8 protein-coding genes are annotated in these 4,299 nt (G+C 39.4%); all 8 read right to left on the bottom strand.

The features are described from left to right. On the bottom strand, positions 1 to 269 hold a 269-nt coding region (locus tag A8B35_RS21095; RefSeq protein ID WP_139314968.1), incomplete at its 3' end, for a hypothetical protein. A 52-nt stretch (positions 270 to 321) separates the two neighbouring features. Beyond that, on the bottom strand, positions 322 to 981 hold the full coding sequence (locus tag A8B35_RS23095; protein WP_222844200.1) for a hypothetical protein: 660 nt from the start codon (positions 979 to 981) through the stop codon (positions 322 to 324). Continuing rightward, positions 959 to 1,429: a hypothetical protein gene (locus A8B35_RS21085; RefSeq protein ID WP_075603960.1), complete on the bottom strand. Its 471-nt coding sequence runs from the start codon at positions 1,427 to 1,429 to the stop codon at positions 959 to 961. Before A8B35_RS21085 ends, A8B35_RS23095 begins: the two co-directional genes overlap by 23 nt. Then, positions 1,429 to 1,605, bottom strand: coding sequence for a hypothetical protein (locus A8B35_RS23445; RefSeq protein ID WP_171973250.1), 177 nt, complete (start codon positions 1,603 to 1,605; stop codon positions 1,429 to 1,431). The genes A8B35_RS21085 and A8B35_RS23445 overlap by 1 nt, the downstream gene beginning before the upstream one ends. A gap of 32 nt (positions 1,606 to 1,637) precedes the next feature. Next, positions 1,638 to 2,717: a hypothetical protein gene (locus A8B35_RS21080; RefSeq protein ID WP_075603959.1), complete on the bottom strand. Its 1,080-nt coding sequence runs from the start codon at positions 2,715 to 2,717 to the stop codon at positions 1,638 to 1,640. 34 nt (positions 2,718 to 2,751) lie between these two features. Further along, on the bottom strand, positions 2,752 to 3,117 hold the full coding sequence (locus tag A8B35_RS21075) for a hypothetical protein (RefSeq protein ID WP_075603958.1): 366 nt from the start codon (positions 3,115 to 3,117) through the stop codon (positions 2,752 to 2,754). Positions 3,118 to 3,168: 51 nt separating this feature from the next. After that, positions 3,169 to 3,948, bottom strand: a complete 780-nt coding sequence (locus A8B35_RS21070; RefSeq protein ID WP_075603957.1) for a hypothetical protein — start codon at positions 3,946 to 3,948, stop codon at positions 3,169 to 3,171. Positions 3,949 to 3,965: 17 nt separating this feature from the next. Continuing rightward, positions 3,966 to 4,299: hypothetical protein (locus A8B35_RS23440; protein WP_171973249.1), on the bottom strand; the 334-nt coding region annotated here is incomplete at its 5' end.

Below are 4,299 nucleotides of genomic sequence, written 5' to 3'. Positions count from 1 at the left end.
TTGGTATGGTATTTTAAGGCCTTTGGTAAGGTATCAAATAGCCTTTGTAATTGTGAAAATGGTGTGCCCGTGGGTATGATAATAGCCTTCTGATCAAGATCATATTCAAAACCGGTGACTTGTTGGTCTTTACTCATATCAAAAACACCCTGAAACACCTTATATTGACCATGATCCATGCCTAAATAGGCATAATGACCATCTGATGCCCATTCGCCTTTTTTTAGTGATGGTGGAGTTGTTCCAGAGAACATTTTAATCGTTGCCATATTGTAATTTTCTATTGTTTGTACTGCAAATATTTGTTACTCTCTCTGATAGTTAGATCATTGAGTAAGCCTTATTAAATAACTCGTTAGACACGTAATTACCTCCATTTTCTACTCGAGAAATGGAAAGCACTAGGAGTCGTAATGTATTTTGACTGGGTAAGAGCTTTGCCGTTTTACTCACCTTTAAATCACGACAAACGGTATTGATATAGGCACTTGTGTTGTTCTCGTGTTTGGGCGCATATTCGCTAATTAAAGCGGGTACTGTATTCTTACCCTTGTTGATGTCATTTTTAAGGTCTTTAATCATTGCCCGAACTCCATATTCTGGTGCGATGAACATTTCAAAACGCCTGTCCTTGTTTTGTGCTTTGGGTAGCTTGCCGTTCCACTTTATATTGGTATAGATCAGATTACCAGGATTGTTATTTCTAATACCTCGTGGCATATTGGATAGATAAGTTGTGCCTCCCTTCCAATTGCGAAAAGTGTTGGGTAAAACCTTGTTGTTGGTAGTTAAGATATTAGATGGTTTGATGGATGAACCACTTGGGGGCAATAGGCCTTGTTGGCTTTTGTTTCTTCTGCGAATCAACAATAGAGCCGTGGCTATTGCCCCAGTGGTTAACAACCCTCCCGAAATAAATAATATCTTCTTTTGCTTCTTATCCATCGTATGTCTTGTATTAGAGCGGTATGCCCCATTCATCAAATTTGGGTTTGATCTGGGCTATTTCTTTTGTGCCTAACTCAAACCTGAACCATCCAATCAAATTGTAATTCTGACCTAAAAATGCAGCTCGAGAACCCCATAGATACATCTTCATACCAAAGGTTTTTATCACCAAAAGCATGTCATCTTTAGTCTTGATTTTATCAAGGATGCTGAAAATGGTCTTTTCATCGGTTCCAAAATCTAACATCGCTCCATAGAGTGTATTGGCAAATAAGGCTGCATCAGAAGTCGTTATCGTTAGATTATTCTTTTGAATATGCGTTTCCTTTAATGAGGGTGCAGTCCTTGTGCTCGTTCCATCTGCATTCTTTTTGAGCATCCTTTTAACCAGAATAATACCCACGCCAATTGCCACCATCGGAACACCTATTTTGATGCCTGTAGTGAGCAGTGCTGCCTTATTTGAATTGGACAATTCCATTACACGAACTTCAAGGCTGTTTTGATGATTTGTGGGTTTTTAGCCACTTTTTCCAACAGACGAATAATATCTTCCTGTTCTACCTTATTGACAGCATTCTGAATGAGATTCCCCACTTTCTTAACTGTCTCTGGTGCTTCTGCTTCTATGGTAATACCTACTTTAAATTTTCTCATGACGTATATTTTTAAAATTCGTTTTATTACTCTTATGTTTCGTACTCCTGCGAATCAGCACCTTCTATCGATTGGCCTAAGAATGCTAGTGTTTCATTGATGCGTTCTGCTTTATCTAAGCACAGACCAATGATGTTGGCTATCTTGGCTACATCTTGTAAATCCCATGTGGATAATGCTTCGCTTAGGCTTTTAATGATGGCTGCTTTCTTCTTTTCTTCGGGTGTTTTAGGATTGCCTATCTCGCTTACTTCCACATTTGTGTCTGGTGTGAATCCTTCTTGATCGTTCACATCATCCACAATGCCTAGTGCTCCTTTTAATTCATCGGGACTTAGCCCCAGTAGCTCGGCTGTTTTGGGTGAATTACTCAATATGCGACCTCCAATGCCTGAGATTACACCCACTGCAACACGCTTCATCAGTTCATTGGGTGCATAGCCTGCTAAACGATTTTCTAGTTCTGACTTTTCATTTTTCAGATCCTTGTTTTCGTTTAGAAAGCGTTCTCTATCCACACGTAGCTCAGCATTCTCGCTGCTTAGCTTCTCCAACTTTTCTTGAAGCATGGTATGCCGTGTTTCAAACTTAAAGTCGTCCAACTGCTTTTGGTAGGCAATGCGATCGATCTCTTTGTTGCTGCCCGAGATGGTGTTGAATAGTCCAAATAGACCTTCTATTCCCTGTGCACCATCAGTTTTACCAGTTACCATCCCCAAGAGGTTATTTAAATCATTTAATCCTCCTGCAGGTGGCTGAATTTGGCTGATCTCTTCTTTGATTAAGGTTTGTATCTCGCCTTTCTCCAAGGCTTGTTTCTGTGGACTCAGCAATCCGCTAACGTTGACTGTGTAATTGTTTAATCGACGTGCATTGGGGCTTTTACCGCCGAACACACTTACCCTGAGCATGCCATGTGCTTGCTTGGCTTTATCAATGGCACTTTCCACATCCTGATTGAACTTGGCTGTGCCAGATGTCCTGGAAGTGAGTGCTGTTTCTTCAGCTCCAGTTAAAAGGTAGATTTCATAAGCGTAAGGGTATTTTTGCTCTGCCTCTGAACGCTTTAGGAAATCGTATATACTTTGTATTTGTTCTCTATAATCTAACATTATTTCAGTATCAAGTAGTTAATATTCCACAGTATTAATCTCCACTTTGTGGATTTCTGTGCGGGATGATCTTTACAAATTCTAAGCGATAGGGCTGAAAGTTTTCCGCTGTGGTTTTGATATCGATGTAATCGGTAAAAACCTGATAGCGAAATTCATCCATAAAGTCGTATTCTTCGGGTGTAGCTGTAAATATGTTATCGCTACTGGCTAATTCTAATTCAGTGATCGTTGCAGATAAAGCTCTGGTGTTGAGTATCCACATATCGTTTTTCAAATCGATGGACATAGCAGCACTCGTAACTCTAATGACCGTTGGTTTCAACTGGTAACTATCTATAGTTCGCATCCCAGAAACACGGTCTTTGGCAATGGTATGTAATAGCTCACTGGTGTTCATCTCATTATTGTTTTTGAATTAAAAAAGGATTCAGTCTCACTAGATTTTTACCTATATGCTCGTTTCATATTCGATATAAATTCGGATGCTTAGAGAACTATCTATATTATTCTTATTGCTCTTAAAAACAGTATACATAGTGCTATTCACCTCAAGTGGTTCGTGAAATGGAATAATTTCTTTACTCAGGTGCTTTACCTTTCTATTTGCGGTGATAATATAGTCTCGAAGTAGGAAACTATTACCGTTTATAAGAAGACTGATATGGCCACATTCGTAGGCTTCGGGTTGTTTGTAGGTTTGTGTGCTACGTTTAAAAATTACATCCTTATTGTTGTAGCAAAATATCAGTGTTTGCTGTGCTATAAAGTCTGTAAAATCCAGATCTGTCATCAGACTACCTTTGTCAAAAAGCTTTGCTTCATTGTAGATGTAATCCGTGAATTGTGCCTGAAATAGATTGACGATGCTATTATTGAATTGCTCTTGTTGTTCTGCTGTAAAGCAAGAGAATACGATGTTAGTGCTCAATACTCTGATTATTTCAGGCAGTATATCACTTTCGAAAAAGGCTTTACTTTCTTCAATGCTAGAACGTGTACGCAGGTAGGAATAGAACAGCTCTGCTATTGGATCATCCTGAAGCAATTGGGTGATTAGCCTTTGCGGAAAGGATAATTGCTCAAATACTTCCTCTGCTTGTGCATCTTGCTTGACAATGGTATTTACTGCAATGCCTGTAATCAGCGTACATGCGGCAGGCAGTAAATCCTGAACATTTAAATGTGCATTGTCTTTTGACTGGTGAGTGATCACAAAGTATCTTTTCATTTTTCGGGAGTTGAAGGTTACTTTTTCTCTACCTCGGCAAGTAGATATACTCGAACATAGTAGCTATCTGCTACAGCAAGGTTTTCGCTATTGTCTTTGTAGATGATGCGTACCGGACTATTCTTGGCTTTTTCATTTACTGCAAAAGCTACGTCTTTGATGCTCATATCATCGCTGTGATGCAATAGGGCTACTTCGGTATCATCGGGAATAATCTCGGTATCATCGATCCAAACTCGTAATGTGGCACCTTGTAAAGCTGCTTGATTGGATAGACGTAGAAAGATGCCTGTGATACGGTCGTGCTCCGTTTTGGTATTGCCATTAAACTCAAAAGTATCGCCCTTTTTT

The sequence above is a fragment of the Saccharicrinis aurantiacus genome, assembly GCF_001660705.2.
Classification (GTDB): Bacteria; Bacteroidota; Bacteroidia; order Bacteroidales; family Marinilabiliaceae; genus Saccharicrinis; species Saccharicrinis aurantiacus.
This window is presented reverse-complemented; position numbering and strand designations above follow the sequence as displayed.